At 41.1% G+C, this 18796-nt stretch carries 13 protein-coding genes; 2 read left to right on the forward strand and 11 right to left on the reverse strand.

Annotated elements, in window-relative coordinates:
- Positions 1–277: 277 nt before the first annotated feature.
- Complete coding sequence (locus QF028_RS25685; RefSeq protein WP_429470110.1) at positions 278–730, forward strand: glycoside hydrolase family 3 N-terminal domain-containing protein; 453 nt, start codon at positions 278–280, stop codon at positions 728–730.
- Positions 731–876: 146 nt separating this feature from the next.
- Positions 877–2190: a prolyl oligopeptidase family serine peptidase gene (locus QF028_RS25690; protein WP_429470112.1), complete on the forward strand. Its 1314-nt coding sequence runs from the start codon at positions 877–879 to the stop codon at positions 2188–2190.
- Between the two features lie 84 nt (positions 2191–2274).
- Here QF028_RS25690 and QF028_RS25695 read toward each other — a convergent pair whose 3' ends face one another.
- The 11 genes from QF028_RS25695 to QF028_RS25745 form a co-directional block, all read right to left on the reverse strand.
- Positions 2275–3264: a LacI family DNA-binding transcriptional regulator gene (locus tag QF028_RS25695; protein WP_429470114.1), complete on the reverse strand. Its 990-nt coding sequence runs from the start codon at positions 3262–3264 to the stop codon at positions 2275–2277.
- Between the two features lie 3 nt (positions 3265–3267).
- Positions 3268–4329, reverse strand: coding sequence for an aldose epimerase family protein (locus QF028_RS25700; protein WP_429470116.1), 1062 nt, complete (start codon positions 4327–4329; stop codon positions 3268–3270).
- Between the two features lie 93 nt (positions 4330–4422).
- Positions 4423–5907 (reverse strand): UDP-glucose--hexose-1-phosphate uridylyltransferase, encoded by a 1485-nt coding sequence (galT, locus tag QF028_RS25705; protein WP_429472545.1) that lies wholly within the window; start codon positions 5905–5907, stop codon positions 4423–4425.
- 11 nt (positions 5908–5918) lie between these two features.
- Entirely contained in the window at positions 5919–6908 is a 990-nt protein-coding gene (gene galE / locus QF028_RS25710; protein ID WP_429470118.1) for a UDP-glucose 4-epimerase GalE, read from the reverse strand.
- Positions 6909–8090, reverse strand: a complete 1182-nt coding sequence (locus QF028_RS25715; protein WP_429470120.1) for a galactokinase — start codon at positions 8088–8090, stop codon at positions 6909–6911.
- A 167-nt stretch (positions 8091–8257) separates the two neighbouring features.
- Entirely contained in the window at positions 8258–10495 is a 2238-nt protein-coding gene (locus QF028_RS25720) for an alpha-galactosidase (RefSeq protein WP_429470122.1), read from the reverse strand.
- A gap of 84 nt (positions 10496–10579) precedes the next feature.
- Positions 10580–13615, reverse strand: coding sequence for a glycoside hydrolase family 2 TIM barrel-domain containing protein (locus tag QF028_RS25725; protein ID WP_429472547.1), 3036 nt, complete (start codon positions 13613–13615; stop codon positions 10580–10582).
- A gap of 37 nt (positions 13616–13652) precedes the next feature.
- A complete protein-coding gene (locus QF028_RS25730) occupies positions 13653–14477 on the reverse strand; it encodes a carbohydrate ABC transporter permease (RefSeq protein WP_429470124.1) in 825 nt (274 codons plus the stop codon).
- Positions 14470–15318 carry a carbohydrate ABC transporter permease gene (locus QF028_RS25735; RefSeq protein WP_374102967.1) on the reverse strand — a complete coding sequence of 283 codons (849 nt, stop codon included), beginning with the start codon at positions 15316–15318 and terminating at the stop codon, positions 14470–14472. The genes QF028_RS25730 and QF028_RS25735 overlap by 8 nt, the downstream gene beginning before the upstream one ends.
- Positions 15319–15559: 241 nt before the next feature.
- Positions 15560–16846, reverse strand: a complete 1287-nt coding sequence (locus tag QF028_RS25740; protein WP_429470126.1) for an ABC transporter substrate-binding protein — start codon at positions 16844–16846, stop codon at positions 15560–15562.
- 175 nt (positions 16847–17021) lie between these two features.
- Entirely contained in the window at positions 17022–18785 is a 1764-nt protein-coding gene (locus QF028_RS25745) for a sensor histidine kinase (RefSeq protein ID WP_429470128.1), read from the reverse strand.
- Between the last annotated feature and the right edge of the window lie 11 nt (positions 18786–18796).

The following is an 18796-nucleotide window of genomic DNA, read 5'->3' on the forward strand; positions in this document are numbered from 1 at the left end:
TAATAATTTATTGAATTTTCAGTCTACAACAAATTAATCTAGTAAATCACAATTTAATGCTACCTCTTGTAACTTATCGAATTACACTTTACATGTTAACCTCTTGATTGTAAGGGTTTTCATTCGAAAGAAGGGGTTGTTAGGTGTGAAGGGTTATTACAAAGTTCTAAGGTTCATCCATGTTTAGTCTAATGCTATTGTCTTCTGGTAATTCAGGAGTACTAGCAGAAGAACAGCCACCATTACATGTTAGTGCTGCGGCTGTTGCTACTTAGGCGTGCAAGATCAGGGTGTTGGTGTAAGTATGAAGCACTATGCAGCAAATAATCAGGAAACAAACAGACAGTCCGTAAATGAAATCATTTCTGAACGTGCCTTAAGAGAAATTTATTTAGCCAGATTCAAGCGGGTTGTTAAAGAAGCGCACCCATGGACAGTGATGAGTTCCTATAATTCTATTAATGGACCTTTCTCTGCTCATAACTCTTGGCTGTTAAATGATGTTTTAAGAAGTGACTGGGGCTTTAACGGAATGGTCATGACAGACTGGGGTGGATCTAAACTAAATGGAATAGCCATGTTAAACGGCGGAAATGACTTGTCCATGCCAAGTTTAAATGCGGTTGGTAAGGCAGCAGTTAAAGCGGCCATCTTAGACAGATACTTCTTCTTGGATTTTAGAAAAGGGTTCCTATCAATTCCATGTAGGTTCGTCTTCAAAGGATTTTAGAGGCACCTTAACCTTTAAAGTAGATAAAGAATTAGTTGTTGAAACGGTTAATAACAATGGTCCTGAAGTTCAATTAGATAGGCTATCAAAGTACAATCAATAGAAAGATAGATAGACTTAAAAGGGAAAATGAGGAGGCAAAATAAATGATAAAAAGAATAATGTTCTTACTGATGGCCATTATGATGGCATTTCCTTTCAGCTTAGGGGCACTTGCCAAGGAAGTTAAGACGCAGCAAACCTCTTACCGTACGGTTACAGAGATTGAAGATTGGGGAGCGGCCATTACAAAAGTAATCGTCGATGTAGGCAGACCGATTCCAAAAGACTCCGTAACAACAAATACGTTCAATGTTCATGTTGTTAGAAGTGACAGCAGGTTAAAGACACCATTTCTAGAGGAAGGTGACCGCACCGTTACAAAAGCATATGTTTCGGATAAAGACGGAAACCCTGCAGTTGCAACAGGAAAATACGTGGTATTAGAAATGAAGATTGGACCAACTGTATCTTTAGGTTCCCCGCTCAACTATGATTTTGCTGGAACCCGATTTAATGATTGGATTGATAGCAAATATACGATCACTCAACAAAAAGACATTGTGACTAGCGCTGGAACCATCTCAGGGTTAGTGGTTGACACATTTGCAGGGGAAAAAAGAGAACTTGTCGATGACTTCACTACCGGGAAAGCAACGTTTGATAATACTACATTAACTTACGCAGATTATGCACCAGCAAAAGACAAAGGAAAGAATCCACTAATTATCTGGCTCCACGGCGGCGGTGAAGGGGGAACAGATGCAACCATCCCACTTTCTGCAAATAAAGCTGTAAGTCTTTCTACTGATATAATTCAATCTTACTTTGGTGGAGCTTATGTTTTAGCACCTCAGGCACCTACTAGATGGATGCATGGTTCTATAACGGGTGGAGCAGATGGAACTTCTATCTATGAAGAAGCTCTTATGGCACTAATTAAAGATTATGTTTCAAAAAATCCTGATATTGATCCAAATAGAATCTACATTGGCGGAGCTTCAAATGGTGGATATATGACAATGCTAATGGTTCGTGATTATCCAGGATACTTTGCAGCCGCTTATCCGGTATGTGAAGGGTTAAATGATACATTGATAACCGATGCTGACATCCAAAAAATTAAAGAAACGCCAATCTGGTTTGTTGCAGCTAAAAATGATACGACATTGCCTCCTGCAATCAACACAGTACCAACCTATGACCGATTAATCCAAGCTGGAGCAAAGAATGTACAATTATCGTTATTTGATGACGTACATGATACTTCAGGCTTATATAACAATGCAGATGGTACACCTTATCAATACGCTGGACACTGGTCATGGATTTATGTATACAACAATGAACCTGCAGCATCTATTAATGGCAAAACAACAACAATCATGGAATGGATGGCTGCCCAGTCGTTAAATAAATAAATGGTGTCAGGCACCACAAAAAGACAACATGCCAATTTGTCCACCTCAGGTGGACAAATTGGCATGTTTTAATTTTTTCTTAGGTTAAAAGCTACTGTTACGAATGATTAGTTCTGTGGCGATGAATATTTTTTTGGCTGTTTTTCTGCCTGCGATTCTCTCCAAAAGGGTGTCAACGGCGGTTTCTCCCATGATTTCGGTATACACCTTAACCGTGCTTAACGCTGGATAGACATATTTCGAGATACTGATGTCATTCACACCGATGATGTTAACCCGTTCTGGAACAGAAATCCCTTCCTCCAGCAGTGCCCTTAATGCCCCAACTGCAATCGAATCATTACCTGCAAAAAAGGCGGTTGGCAGGTTGTCCCCATGTTCATCAATCGCCTTTTTCATCATGACATGACCTTCATCGGCTGAGAAGGTTCCTACATACATAAAAGCTTCATAGGGCATCCCTTTACCTGTTAAATAGCGCTTGAACGCCGATTCCCTTGGGTCTTCTATGATGGAAGTTTTATCTTTAAAAACTTCTCTTCCGCCGATATAGCCGATTTTCTCATGACCCTTCTTCATAAAATGATCAAGTACCTTTATTGTTGCCCTTTCAAAGTCAATGACGATCGAATCAAACCGATCTTCGTCTGGTGAGGTGTCCACAAAGACAATATTTTTGGTTATCTTAAGCAGCTCATTCACTTGCTTCTTGCTAAATTTCCCAATCGCAATCAGCCCTTGAATATCGTCTTCCTTCAAATCCTCATAGTTGTCTTGAAAATATTTGGCCACTTGAATCCCTTGCTGTCGGCATTGGTTTTCAACCCCAAGTCGGATCGACATGTAATACAAATCTTCCAGTTCTTCTTTTTCGGTATACCATTGCAGGAGAGCAATTTTCCCCGCCCCCTGCTTGCGGGCTGGTTTCTTTTTATACGATAATTCCTCTGCCACTTCGAAAATTCTTTTTTTGGTTTCATCGCTGACAGAAAGTGTCGTATCATAATTCAAAACACGGGATACAGTGGCGATCGATACCCCTGCCATTTGTGCAATATCTTTGATGGTAGCCATTAATCAATCTCCTAATGTATTAGCAAAAAAACGATACACTGTTTTGGAATAGTATACTTCCTCCGGGTTTAAAATGACAGAGGGGAACTCCGGATGATGGATAGCATCTGGAAATCCTTGCGTTTCCAGACAGACACCCAAATAGTTCCTTGACCTGACACCTGCTATGGAATAAGGTCCTTCTAATTGATTCCCTGTATAAAGGACGACGCATGGCTGGTCGGTCGAAACAAGCAGCGAACGGCCGCTTTCCTCATCACTAAGCATGATTGTATTTTCATCCTTTTTGGTAAAAACAAGTGGGTGGTCGTACCCATTACCAACAAGGACATTTTGTGGATGAGACGAAACCATCCCAGAGCGTAACCTTCTGCCATGCTTAAAATCAAATGGGGTATTTTTCGTATCAATCATTTTACCAGTAGGGATAAAACCTTCGCCCAGTTCTAAAAACTGATCACTTTCTAATTGGAGAATATGTTCAGAACAGTCTCTTTTTACATTTCCACTCAAGTTAAAATACGAGTGATTCGTTAAGTTAACAACTGTTTTTTGATCCGTTTTTCCTTCAAAAGTAATATCGAGTTCATTTTTATTGTTTAGAATATAGGTAACAGTGGTGTCTAGATTACCAGGATAGCCTTCGTCACCGTCTGGACTATGATAAAAAAACTTCAAACCGACTGCATTTTCTTCCTCTATTATTTCGGTTTTCCAAATCACAGAGTTAAAACCCTTCTTGCCCCCGTGTATATGATTGGGATAATCATTGTCTGCAAGATGGTATTCTTCTTTTCCGTCCAACTCAAAGCTGGCACCATTAATTCTTCCGGCTACTCGTCCCACAACTGCGCCAAAATACGGGGACCATTCTGTGTAATCTTCGAAGTTTTCAAATCCAAGCACTACATTTTCAAAGTTTCCATGACGGTCAGGGACGATGATTTTAGTAATCACACAACCATAATTAAGGCAAGAGACCATCATGCCGTAATCATTCACTAAGGTATACTCAGTAACGGACTCACCCTCGTAACTGCCAAATATTCTATCTAATATTTTCATCGCGTTATCACTCCATATTTTTCAGAAGGTATTCTAATTCATTTCTTTTTAAAAACTAGAGCTATCAACAAAGTTCTGGGCCGATTATGTTTTTTATAACGTACTGATAAAACGCTGGAACCCAGCTGCACCCACTTCATTTCGCTTAAACACTCCTGCATCTTCCAAGCACCTTAAAAACTTCTTTCCTACTTCTTCTCTTACCAGACCATCCACATTCGCTTCATTAGCAATAGCTTGATAGCGTGCTTTTAACGCTTCCGCCCAGTCTAAATGATAGTCTGCTACTGCCGATGATTGACCTAGGATGTAATTTTCCACTTCTCCTAGTTCATCCTTTAACCGTGCTGGTAAAACCGCCAGCCCCATCACTTCAATTAGGCCAATATTTTCCTTCTTAATATGATGTACATCGGCGTGAGGATGGAAAATGCCAAGCGGATGCTCATCACTCGTCCGGTTGTTACGCAGAACCAAATCCAGTTCAAATACATCCCCATTTTTACGTGCAATGGGTGTAATTGTATTGTGCGGGGTTTCGCCAGTCCTCGCCTCAATTCCTAAACCTTCATCACTGTACTTTTTCCATTTGTCTAAAATATGTGATCCGGCTTCAACGAGCGTACTAATTTGATCGGAACGCAGGCGAATAACGGACATAGGCCATTTAACAACCGCACACTCTACATCCGGATATCCAGCCATTTTAAATGCCCAGTCATCCCCTGCCTTCGCCATCGCAAATTGATAATTCCCGCCTTGATAATGATCATGGGATAAAATCGAGCCACCTACAATCGGCAGGTCCGCATTAGAGCCGACAAAATAATGTGGAAATTGCTCAACAAAGCTTAACAGCCGTAAGAATGTCGTTGGACTAATAACCATATCGGTATGTTTTTCTGCTAACACGATACAATGCTCGTTGTAATAGACATATGGTGAATACTGCAAGTACCATGTGTTTTCTAATAGATTTACACGAATCATGCGGTGATTGGAGCGGGCAGGGTGCCCGATTCTTCCCGCATATCCCTCATTCTCCACACAAAGCAAGCATTTCGGATAGTCCATTTGCTTCACCGACCGCTCGAGTTCAATACTTTTAGGATCCTTTTCGGGTTTTGATAGATTAATGGTAATATCAAGTTCACCATATTCTGTAGTGGTCTTATATTCAATGTTATTTCGAATTCGCTTCATTTGAATATAGTTGCTATTTTTACTTAACTCATAAAAATACTGTGTTGCTGCTTTTGGATCCTGTTTATATTTTCCATAAAAAAGCTGATTAACCGCTGATGGCCGGGCGATGAAACTGTTCATAATTTTACTTGAAAAAATCTCTTTTTCATCAAATAATTCTTCAATAATCCCTTGATTGCAGGCATAATCTACAATTAAATCGAGTAAATCAGGGATATCAAAGTTACTTTCCCCTGCTGCGTCCACTTCCTTAAACTCCGTTAGATGGAGAAGTGACAATATTTGATTGCGCGCATAGACTTCATCTTCCCGCTCAATTAATTGGGCGGCTATTGCTTGATTGATTAATTGTTGTATTAGTTGATAAATCATCATGTTCACCTCTATTTCTGATATCCATTCGGGTGGTGCTGATGCCAGTTCCAGGCATTGCTAATCATTTGATGAATCGATGTTCTCGTTGGATTCCATCCCAATATCTTTTTTGCTTTTTCCGAAGAAGCAATTAATGTACTTGGGTCTCCAGCTCTTCGTTCACCGATTCTTACCGGGATATCAATTCCTGTAACCTCTTTAGCTGTCTCAACAATTTCTTTTACCGAGAATCCTTGACTTGAGCCAAGATTGAAATGATTACTCTCCCCGCCATTTTGTAGATAACGGAGGGCTAATATATGGGCATCAATTAAGTCTTCTACATGAATATAATCACGAACACAAGTACCATCTGCTGTATCATAATCTTCCCCAAATATCGTAACGGCAGGCCTTTTGCCTAATGCTGCTTCTAATACAACAGGGATGAGATGCGTTTCTGGGTTATGGTCCTCGCCAATTTGTCCGTCGCTTCTTGCCGAAGCTACGTTAAAATAGCGAAGGGAAACATAGTGAAGATCAAACGCTTTTTCGCACCAAGCCATCATTTTTTCCATTGCCAGCTTGGTTTCTCCATAGGTATTCGTTGGAATGGTTGCCGCATCCTCTGTAATCGGTACAACTTTCTGCTCTCCATAAACAGCTGCTGTCGAAGAAAAAACGATGTGCTTGACGCTAAATTCCTTCATCATTTCAAGGACAACTTGTGTCCCATAAACGTTGTTATCAAAGTATTTTAACGGTTCAACCATGGATTCCCCGACAAGGGAATTGGCGGCAAAATGCAAGATTGCTTCAATGTCTTCTTTTTCAAAAACAGAGCGCATAAACTCACGACTGCGGATATCCCCTTCATAAAAGCTTGCCTTTGGATGAACTGCATCGCTATGGCCTGTTTGCAAATTATCAATCACAACCACCGGAAACCCCTGATCAATCAACTGAAAAACAGCGTGTGAACCGACATAGCCCGCTCCACCTAATACAAGGATACTCATTTAGCTCGCCGCCTCCATTTGAATTTCTTTTGCCCCGTCACCAATGCTCGCTGCATAAAATTCTGCCTTGTAGCCAATTTTCTCGAGATAGGCTGCCCCAACATTTGCAATAAAGTTTTCAACCTCGTCATTTTGTACGATTGCAATAGCACAGCCGCCGAACCCTGCACCAGTCATCCGCGCCCCTAGAACTCCCGGTTGTTTCCATGCAGCCTCTACTAAACTGTCAAGTTCCACTCCAGTCACTTCATAATCATCTCGTAAGGATACGTGTGATTGGTTAATCAATTGTCCAAATGCCTCTAAATTTCCTGCCTTCAGCTCTTCTAGAGCCTTAATTGTTCGCACGTTTTCATTGACAGCGTGCTTTGCTCGTTTGCGGACCGTTTCATTGGTAATTAGGTATTGATTTTCATCAAACTCCGCTTCAGATAATTGACCTAGAGCCTCAATCGGAAGTTTTTGTTGAAGTTGCGCTAGCGCCTCTTCACATTCTCCTCTTCGCTCATTGTATTTCGAATCAGCTAATTCCCTGCGCTTGTTCGTATTCATGATTAAAATTTTGTAATCATCAAGGTGAATGGGTGCGTATTCATAGCTAAGAGTCTGGCAATCTAGTAAAATTCCAGCATCTTTCTTCCCCATGCCAATCGCAAACTGGTCCATAATGCCGCTGTTCACACCAATAAATTCATTCTCTACCTTTTTACCAAGCTTGATGAGATCAAGCCTAGGAATTTCTAATTCAAACAGGCCGTTTACTAGCACTCCGGTTAACAGTTCAATGGAAGCCGACGAAGATAGTCCTGCACCATTCGGGATATTGCCTTCAATGGTACAATCAAATCCCGTTGGAATTTCATATCCCGCCTCGATCATGTACCGAATCATTCCTTTCGGATAGTTGGCCCAATTGTGTTCTTTCTCATATTCTAGTTCGTTTAAGTTAAATTCGATGATTCCTTTTTCAGGGAAGTTCGTTGAGTATAGACGAATCACTTGGTCTTCCCGTTTCCTTGCTACAGCGTAAGTACCGTAGGTAATCGCACATGGAAACACATGACCGCCATTATAATCGGTATGCTCGCCAATTAAATTAATCCTTCCAGGAGCAAAAAAGGCTTTTCTAGGTAAAATATGAAACATATCTAAAAATACTTTATTGAGTGCGGTAACGTTCATTTTAATTCCTCCAGAAATTCTGTTTCTTGTAAGTAATTTTTAATTTCAACTTAATTTTATAACGGTTAGTAAAAATATTCAACTATTTTTACTAAAAGTTTACTTAAAAATACAAGAAAAGCGCATGAAAAATTTCATGCGCTTTCACAGAGCTGTTTTTTATTCCACTACCTTCCTCCGGTCTTTTGCAAATAAAAAACCTGGGACTGGAAGTCGCCGCCACGCTCGGAACTCCTTCCATTGACACCGTTAAACTCCGTTGGAAGCGGCAGTCCCACGTTCATGAGCTCATCGCCATAATACGTTCGTTCGCTTCCAGCCACTTTATACATCTTCGATTCAGCTAGTCCACTGAGACGAAGCGTTTGCTGCTTTTTAGGATTCGGCGTAGCCAAAACCTTATACCAGCCAATCAAGGCTTCCGATTGGTCCTTGCTCACGACCATCCAAGCCGTTTCATTATTCGAAAAAGGACTCAACAAGCGATAAAATTGACCATCGCGAATTAATCCTCGATGCTTTTTATAAAAAGCAACCTGCTCTTTAATTTCTGCCCGCTCTTCTTCGGTTAATTTCACTGGATCTAATTCATAGCCAAAGGTTCCAAAGTAAGCAGTATTTGCCCTTGTTGCTAACGGTGTCGTCCGCAATGTTTGGTGATTCGGAACAGCCGACACATGAGATCCCATGCTGTAAACTGGATAGGCGAAGGAGGTACCGTATTGGATTTTTAGCCTCTCAATCGCATCCGTATCATCACTTGTCCATGCTTGCGGTGCATAATACATCATCCCTGGGTCGAATCTTCCCCCGCCTCCTGCACAAGATTCAAACAACACATGCGGGAATTCACGTGTTAACCGTTCATAGAGATCATAGACCCCTAAAATATAGCGATGGAAAAACTCGCCTTGCTGATGAACGGCTAGTTTTTGTGAGAATGCTTCGGTAATGTTCCGATTCATATCCCATTTAATATAAGCAAGGTTTGTTTTTTTAATAATATCGGACATTTTTTCATAAAGATAATCAACAATATCTGGTCTTGAAAAGTCAAGAACGAGCTGATTGCGACCCAATGTATAATGTTGACCTGGAACACCAACGGCCCAATCAGGATGCTCGCTAAATAAATCACTGTTCGGACTGATCATCTCCGGCTCAAACCACAGCCCAAATTTCATACCAGTAGCAGATATTTTCTGGGCTAAGCTTTCTAAGCCACCGGGAAGTTTATCTAAGTCCACATGCCAATCTCCAAGAGAGGAGGTATCATCATTCCGTTTTCCAAACCAACCATCATCAAGGACCAGCAGTTCGATTCCTAATTCACTTGCTGATTTCGCAATATTAACGAGTTTTTCCTCAGTAAAATCAAAATAGGTTGCTTCCCAGTTATTAATCAAAATCGGACGGACGGCCTTCTTCCATTGCGCTTGAACCAGGTGCTTGCGATAAAGACTATGAAAGGCCTGACTCATCCCATTTAAACCTTGATCGGAATACACCATTACTACTTCCGGGGTTTGGAAGGACACGTTCGGCTTTAGATTCCACTTGAAGCCAAACGGATGAATCCCAACCATAAGTCTTGCTGTGTCGTAATGATCCACTTCTATTTGCATCAAAAAGTTACTGCTATATATAAAATTAAAGCCATATACCTCACCTGTATGTTCCGTCGCCTCAGGACGCTTTAGTGCCAAGAACGGATTATGGTGGTGAGAGCTGGCACCACGCAGACTGGAAATAGACTGAATGCCTGTTTCCAGTATTCTCTCTTTTACATGCCGCTCCCGTGACCATGCACCCGCTAAGTGGGTAAATAAAAAATCTTTATCCGGAAGGTCGAGTGATGCTCCCATTAATCGATCAATAACCAATTCCTCTTGACTTTCATTTTTCAAGGAAGCACTTCTCGTTATGACAGGCATATCAAGGAATATTGTATAATTTAACGTCAATTCTGCTTGGAGGAATTCATTCTTTAAGATAATTTGAAGTGTACTAGCGTCCTGATTGTCCTCTGTATAGGTTGCCGGCAGACCTTCAAGACGAGGCTTTCCGTCTACAAGTTGATACGAATCGTATTTGAAATTAGGAGCATGATTAGCCGTCGTGTTACTCACACTGATTGCCGGTTCGCGGAAATCAGAATTTCCGTAGGCAGGGTATTCTTGACGGAGCGTTTCCAAACCAAAAGCAGGATCATCTGCATACACGTGTGTAGTAGCCCCTGTTGGCACATCATACGTCTGCAAGTGAGAAAAATCTTCTCTGTGGTGTAATGCCTTTCCATAATAAAGATGGCCTAATTGTCCATTTTTCATCACGTGAAAAATATAACTAACTTGGCCATTTGTTAAATGAAACTGTCTGTCCTCTTGATTAACATGAATAAGCATAACTTTCCGCTCCTTAAGTTTGTCATGTAAAGGAAAGAGCCTGTCTATTTCAGGCTCTTTTCTTGTAAATGCTAATTTTCAAGCTTAGATTCGATCAATGATAAACTCGAATTCCATGTCTTGATTGGCAGGAATGAGGTGTTCATCATGCACCGGTGCACCCCAGCTGTCGTCTCCGCCGACGCCCATCTGCTTGCCTGCAACCGTCACAACCGTGTAATAGATATTTGGAAGCTCATATTGATGCTGGGCATTCTCGAGTTCAAAAGCCGTATAGGGAGAAAAATTGCACTCTAATGGTTTAGTCGCAGCTGAAATTTTTATTCCCTGTCCTTCCTTGTTGGTCAGACTAACTCGGCGCACTCCCGTCCGGTTGCCCGATTCTTGCGGCATGACATATCCGGATAAATTCTCAATTACTTGATTTTTAAATATTCCAAGTCTTGCTCCTTGCGCTCGGTCTGAGTAATTTTCTTCAGGACCCATCGCATACCATTCCAGTTGGTCATAATCGGCAGGCACCTTGAAGGATACTGCAAAAATCGGCAGCTGCGGGAGATTTTCCGCCCCCTGATAGACCGACTTCACACGAACACTGCCATTGGCAAGAACGGTATAATTTACTTTCACCACTACTTTTTCACTAATCGATAATTTATAAGTAAAAGCAATGCTCACCTGACCATTAGCTTGTTCGACATCCATCCCAATGCATTTGCGCGCAAGACTGGCTGCATACCAAAGACCCGAATGATAGCCTTGAGAATAGCCGCGGTCATTATCCGTCGTCGCCCGCCAGAATAACGGTGCCGGCGGAAGAGCAATCATTTCTTTCCCAGCGTAGTTAAGTGAAACCAAGCTGCCCGCCTGTTTCGAGAACAAGATGGTGAAGTCAGGGCCGTGGACACCAACATTGACATCGCCAGCGACAACCCGTAATTCCCCGTGAGCTGCCGTCTGCTCGACAAACGCCTCCGTCCTGAACACATATTGTCCGAACGCGATCTCGTAGCCAGCGTCCGCCCAGAGATTACTTTCCTTCAGCTTAAAAGAAGTTTGTATACAATATTCGCCAGAAACACTGGTGATTTCCACAGGCATTTTAAATTCAATGCGCCCTTCACTCTGTGGTGCCACCACCACATCGAGCTGATTCCGATACAACTCTTTACCTTCAAGGTAGAGAGTGAACTCCAAATAAAAATCGGACGTATCTACGAAAAGACTTTCATTCTGAATGGTTACCCCCGTACGATCCGGACTCAGTTTGATATTTTGATATAAATACTTTACTTCCTGCATCTTCGGTGACAACTCTCGATTGGCATACACAATCCCATTCGTACAGAAGCCATAATCCGTTGGGCGATCGTCAAAATCACCGCCGTAGGCCAAAAATTCCTTGCCATAACGGTCTTTTTTAATAATTGACTGATCAATATAATCCCAAATAAATCCACCTTGATACATCGGATACTTCCGCTCTAAATCTGTATATTTATTCATACCGCCAAGGGAATTCCCCATGGCGTGCATATACTCACAGCTAATGTATGGCTTTGACGGGTTATCGTTCAAATAGTTCTCAATGTCAGCTGGCTTAGCATACATCCGGCTTTCCATATCACTCGTATCATTGTAATCACGGGCATGGAAAACACCTTCATAATGAACCAGGCGACTTGAATCAACACGCTTAAAATACTTAGAAACATTCAGAATCACTTCACCCGCATAGGATTCATTGCCACATGACCAAATGAGGATCGACGGGTGATTTTTGTCCCGTTCAAACATGGATACCGCTCTATCCATGACGATGTTCTCCCATTCCGGCTTATTCCCGGGGATGTTCCATGACGGCTCGACTGCCCCCATCTTTTGCCATGAACCGTGCGTTTCAAGGTTCATTTCATCGATGACATAGACACCGTATTCGTCGCACAACTCGTACCAATAACTCTGATTCGGATAATGGGACGTCCGGACAGCGTTAATGTTGTTCTGTTTCAATGTTTTAATATCCCAAAGCATGTCTTCCTTTGTAATTGCGCGGCCGGTACGGCAATTAAATTCATGGCGATTGACACCCTTGAATACAATTCGTTCACCATTAAGGCGCATGATTTTATCGGCCATTTCAAATCTTCTGAAGCCAACTTTCTGCGGAATAACCTCTACCAAATGACCTAACTCGTTATATACCTGAATATAAAACTGATATAAATAAGGATTTTCCGCGCTCCATAGCTTTGGATTATTGATCATCATTAAAACTGTCCAATTTCCGTCAGTGAAATCACCGTTTTGTGCTGCTACTAAGTGCCCCTCGGTATCGTACAATTCAGCAACTATTTTTATTGGAGAAACCACATCAGATAAAAGCTTTAGGTCTGCTTTAAGCGTCCCTTTCGTAAAAGTCGGATCCAGCTCTGCGCGAATACCGGCGTCATAAACATGAATTTCCGGTACTGTGTAGAGGTAAACATCACGGAAAATACCAGAAAAACGCCAGAAATCCTGGTCCTCGAGCCAGCTGCCCGTGCTCCGTTGGTAAACCGCGACGGCAAGCTTATTCTCACCCTCTGTAAGAAATGGGGTAAGCTCAAATTCTGCAGGCGTAAACGAGTCCTCACTATAGCCGACGAACTCCCCGTTTAACCACACATAAAAGGCCGACTCCACACCTTGAAATGATATATACAGTGGCTTGTTTTCCATTTGAGGAGGAACGGTAAACATCTTCACATAGCTTCCTACCGGATTATGGTCGAGTGGAATTTCTGGCGGACGAATCTCGTTAAGTCCGTCCCATGGGTACATCGTATTCACATATTGTGGTTTTCCGTAGCCCTGAAGCTGGATGTGTCCTGGGACGGTGATGTCCCCCCAGCCCATGCAGTTAAAATCCAGCCGGTGAAAATTCTCCGGACGATTGTCTGGATTAACGCTATAGTTAAATTTCCAGTTACCGTTTAATTCATGGCGCATTGCCATTGGGCCTGCAATTTTTGCCTGCTCCAGTGTTTCATAATATCGGTGGTCTGAATGTGCTGGAAGTCGATTAACGGCAAACACATTTAAGTCGGTAAGCCAATCTATTTTTGGAATGGTTGTCATCACTATCACTCTTCCTATCTACATTTTCCAAAATTTATTATTTAACTGAACCCATCATCCCTGCAACGAAATGCTTTTGCATAATGAAGAAGATAAGTGCTGCCGGCAGGGTGGCAATCACAATCGCTGTCATAATCATTCCAAAGTCGGGTGAGTAGCTTGAACCAAGGTTTGAGATTAACAGCGGAATGGTTTGGTTCTCGGGTGACTGCAACACAACCAGCGGCCATAAATAACTGTTCCAGCTAGCCATGAAAGTAATGATGGCAGCTGCCGCGTAAGTCGTTTTCATTGTTGGTACATAGATTCGAAAGAAACATCCCAATTCAGAGAGACCATCAATTCTTCCCGCTTCAAGAATTTCCTTCGGAAACATCTTGGTGCTTTGTCTAAAGAAAAAGATCAGATAGGCGGTTGTAACCGTCGGTAATATGACCGCTGCCATTGTATCAATACCAATGATCGGTAAGGATTGTGAAATGGCAGCAAACATTCTAAAGAGCGGTACCATTAAAGCCGCAAAAGGAATCATCATAGAAACTAGTAAAATATTAAACACAAAGTCCTTCGACTTACTTTTGTAAATTTCAAATCCATATCCTGCCAAGGAGGCGATAAGCATGGCAAGGATGGTTGTTAAAATCGAAATTTTCGCCGAATTCATTAATGCAGGTACAAGCTCAACTGTATCTAGTAGATTGTGAAGGTTTTCTATAAAATGACTGCCTGGCAGCATCCTTCCTTGCGTCACATCTACAGACTTGTTTGTCGAGCTCACAATCATCCATAGAAACGGAAACATAGAAACAATGGAAGCGATGATAAGAACTGTATAGCTGAATGAGCGTTTAAGGTTATTCATTTTTATCACCTGCCACTTTGAACTGAATGATTGAGAAGATGACGATCATAATGACAATGGCATAAGAGACAGTAGCCGCATATCCAAAGTCAGGGGTATACTTAAATGATAAATTGTAAATGTACTGAGAAATTGTCATGGTCGCATTTCCCGGTCCACCCTTGGTAATATTCATGACCTCGTCAAATAGCTGAAGCGTTCCAATTGTTGAAGTGATAGATGTAAATAGGATAATCGGCTTCAACATTGGGATCGTAATCTTGAAAAATTGTTGAACTGGCGAAGCCCCATCTATCCTAGCTGCTTCATAGATAGATTCATCGACGTTTTGAAGAGCGGATAAATAGAAGATCATGTTATAACCTGTCCAACGCCAAGTGATAGCCACAATAATGGCAATTTTGGCCCAAAACGGATCGGTGAGCCATTGGATGGGCTCAGAAATTAGTGAAACTTTCATTAACATGATATTGATAATCCCATCTTGACCAAACAAATATTTGAAAATGACGGAATAGGCAACAAGTGAGGTTACGCATGGTAAGAAGATGGCTGTTCGAAAAAAGCCCTTGAACTTCAACGTTTTATTATTTAGTAAAACGGAAAGAAATAAAGCAAGTAGAATCATAACTGGTACTTGGATGATCAGATAGATCACCGTATTTTTTACCGTTGTAAGGAACGTTGGATCCTTAAATAAACGCGTATAATTATCGATACCTGTAAATGTTAAATTCGCACCTACCCCTGATTGAAATGACAAAATAAGAGCCTGAACCATTGGGTAGAAGTAAAACAAAAAGATCATTACGGCAGCGATAATCACAAAGGACCAGCCAATAACATTATTTTTTAACCGAAGCTTCCGACCTGAATTTGCTTTTGGAAGAGTTTGAGTGTGGTTTTCTTTCGCAGTTATCAATTTTAGTCAACTCCTTACGTTGTAATTTCAAGAAAAAAAGAAAAGAGCCTCAGAAAATCGCCTGACACATCAGATAGCTCCAATTACTGAAGGGTTGAAGCCGGCGAATTCCAAAGGCATAATCTCTTTACAAAGATGTGTTACTTGCTAATTTGTTGTGTTATTTAATTTGTTCTTCAGCTTGCTTTTGAGCATCTTCTAATACTTTATCTAGATCTTTACCCTTAAGGTAGTCCTGCATTCCAACAGCTAAAATATCCTCAATTGCATACGTATGCATACCATAGTTTACTTGAGGAATTTTCTCTGTCCAGGCAGCAAAGTCACTAACGACCTTTTGACCTCCGAAGAAATCGTCCGCAGCCTTATACGCTTCGCCTTCAGCAGCTGGCTTGTAAGTACCGATCGCTCCCATTTCCTTATTCAAAGTCTGATAAAAATCAGCATTAGAACCAAAAGTTTTTGCTAAGAAGTCAGCAGCCTTTTCTTTGCCAGGAATGTTAAGCACGTACCAAGAGCTTCCGCCTAGGTTAGAGGCGTTCACGGAGCCTGAAATTCCAGCTTGTTTTGGCATTGGAACAACTGCCCACTTACCTGCTTGTGAGCTTTCCGCTTTGATGGATGGAGTAATCCAGTTACCCGTAGGAACCGTAGCAACTTCGCCACTGTTAAATCCTGCTACAAATTGGCCCCAATCAGAGACAGGTTTCACTAAATCCGCATCTAAAAGCTCTTTATATGTTTGGAATGCTTCCTTTAAAGAAGCGTTGCCTGCTATGTCAGGTGTAACCCCGTCGTTCTTTAAATACCATGAACCGCTTGACTGAACCATCATTCGAATAAGACCAAGGTCTTTTGGATCCTGTGTAAGTATTTGTTTCCCCGTTGCTTCTTTTACCTTTTTACCAATTTCAATGTACTTGTTCCAGTCGATATCTTTTAAATCATCAACCGTGTAGCCCGCTTTTTCCATGTAATCCGTTCTAACGTATAGTCCTGTAACACCAGTATCGAATGGAAGGCCGTAGTTTTTGCCGTCCAAGCTCGTAGGGGCAATTTTATACTGAGCGAAATCATCCGCTTTAAAAGAGCCAGTTAACTCATGGAACATATCTGGATACGCTTTAAGGAAGCTTTGCGCCCGATAATCTTCAATTAAAACAATATTCGGAAGTCCTTTTGTAGTTCCAGAACTTAAGCTCGTATTAAGCTTTTGAATAATGTCATCTTGAGCATGTTCAATAACTTTAATGTTTACATCTGCGTTTTCAGATTTATAAGCTTCTTTTGCTAAATTCATTGCTTTAATGTTAAAATTCGGGTCCCATGCCCATACTGTTACTTCATTTGTATCTTTGCCGCTGTCGGAAGTCTCTTTATTTGATCCCGAAGAACAGGCAGTTAGCATCAATATACTAACTAAAAAGAGTGCTAGTACTTTTTTCATTGATATTCCCCCAACATTCTATTTTTGTAAGCGTTATCTAACTTACAAATACAATGTTATCACCTGTTAGGAAGTAACCGTTAGGACGATATTTTTAATGGTTGGTAATATTTTTATAACATGAACACGCTTCCAATTGATTTATTTGGATTATTTTTAGATTTTATGACTATTTTCACTTAGTTGAAACTGGAAGTGTCATCCGGACCTTTGTCCCTTCACCCAACTCGCTAGAAATTGTCACCCCATACCGGTCCCCGTAAATCAGTTGGATACGCTCATGGACATTCCGCACACCAATCCCAGAAAACATCTGTTGTTTACGCTTTGTAGTCGGGAGTTTATTCTCTGAAGAGACTTCCATTCCATCTCCGTTATCCACGACTTCACAAATCAACGTATTCTCCTCTTTCCAGACAAGTACATTAATATAGCCACCAGTCTTACGATTGAAGCCATGAAAGAATGAATTTTCCATAAAAGGCTGCAGGATAAGCTTTGGTACGTGATATTCCAAACAATCTGGCGCGATAAAATAGTTAACATTAATCCGGTTACCGTACCGCTTTTGATTAATAAGGACGTAATTTTTTAAATTATCCACTTCCTGGACAATGGTATTCGTCTCGCTGACATTGCCAATTGTATTCTGAAGCAAGGATATTAAAGCATTAATTGTTGCTTCGGTTTCTTCTTTTCCACCTTGCTGCACCATGAATTTTATTGAAGTTAACGTGTTGTATAAAAAATGAGGATTAATTTGCTGCTGCAGCGCAGCCAATTCCGCATTGCGCTTTTGCTTTTGTGATTCAACAAGCTGTTCAACATACAAGTGAAGCTCATCGAGCATGGAATTAAAGGCATTGCCGATTTTCATGGTTTCATATGTGCCGGTTGCAGTAACATATTGGTGGAATTCATGTTTTGACGCATCTTCTATCTGCTTAACAAGACTCGATAACGAATTTGTCAATCTCCTCGTCGCTAGTAAGACAATGATTAACGCCACAAAGACGATACCCATTGAGATGAGCACGATATCTTTCTTATCAATTAGGTCTCCAACTGCTTTTTGCTTATCAATTATATTAAATAGGTACATGTCAAACGATGGAAGGTATTCCATCGAGATAATCTGATCCTTTCCCATAAAATTATCAATGATATAATGGTCTGAACTCTTTTCAATTTTTCCCACATAGCTAAGCAGGCCTTTTGGTGATTGCCCTATGAGGTTTGTTTGGTTGCTAGAAACAATAACTCCCTGCTTGTCTACGACAAACACATTATTACCAGGTCCTGTATAGCTTGTGAAGAACTGTCTAAATTGACTTTCATCAAACGCAAAGAACATCGATCCATAAACAGTACCGTTGATCCGTTCCATTAGTACCTTTGATGCCACAATGAACTGGCGATTCGTTCCATCATTTCGCTTGTCCAATTGGTACACCAGTTTCTTTGGTTCCTTAAACGTATTACTAGTAAGTCTGCTAGCCCTTAATTCCTCATCCGTTATTGGCCAGTACGTCCGATCCGTTGCAAAACTGAATCCATTTTTCCCCATGACTAGAACGCTTTCTTCATATGCATCTAAATTAGTTTCAATTCGCTTTAACTGTTGGCCCGCATTAAAATAGGCATTAAGTTTCTCTTTATTGCTATATTGCTCCTTCATAAGAATTTTTTTAACCGTGTTGCTTTGAAGGAGATTGTTAGATGCTAGGACGACCGAATAGTTAAAGGATTCGAAACTTCCCTTTACCTGACTCATTACTTTGGAGTTCGTAATGCTAAACTTTTTAATAAAAAATTGCTCCGACATCCGAATCGTTGTCCATGTAATAGTGATCGAAACTGTGATAATCATCATAACCGTAATGAAAAACATAACGATAAACAATCCGTTATGTTTAAAACGTTCGGGAATAAATCTCATAATTCACCATC

The organism is Neobacillus sp. B4I6 (assembly GCF_050434045.1).
In the GTDB taxonomy this organism is placed as follows: Bacteria; Bacillota; Bacilli; order Bacillales; family Cytobacillaceae; genus Neobacillus.